Here is a 408-nt window from a genome sequence, read left to right as displayed (position 1 = left end):
ATACCCTTGGTGTTAAAGATGAAACTGCAGGTGTAACTACTCTTAAAGGTGCAATGGCTGTTATGGATATAGCAGAAACTGCTATAACAAACCTTGATCAAATCAGAGCTGACATTGGTTCTGTGCAAAATCAAGTTACATCGACTATAAACAACATTACTGTAACTCAAGTAAATGTTAAATCAGCTGAATCACAAATCAGAGATGTAGACTTTGCTAGTGAAAGTGCAAACTATTCTAAAGCAAATATCTTAGCTCAAAGTGGTTCTTATGCTATGGCTCAAGCAAATTCTAGCCAACAAAATGTTTTAAGATTATTACAATAGTTAAATCTTAAAATCACTTTACATTCTTTTAAGAATGCTGCATATATACAAATCCAAGCCTAGTAGAAATACTAGGCTTTTT

General features: G+C 32.8%; 1 protein-coding gene. It reads left to right on the top strand.

Annotated elements, in window-relative coordinates; genetic code table 11:
• A partial coding sequence (locus ELQ12_RS09920; RefSeq protein ID WP_274542347.1) for a flagellin occupies positions 1 to 326 on the top strand: 326 nt, incomplete at its 5' end.
• Positions 327 to 408 lie beyond the last annotated feature (82 nt).

Source organism: Campylobacter sp. US25a, from assembly GCF_004379075.1.
Classification (GTDB): Bacteria; Campylobacterota; Campylobacteria; order Campylobacterales; family Campylobacteraceae; genus Campylobacter_D; species Campylobacter_D jejuni.
Note: the sequence above shows the minus strand (reverse complement) of the source record. Positions and strands in the feature narration are given on the sequence as shown.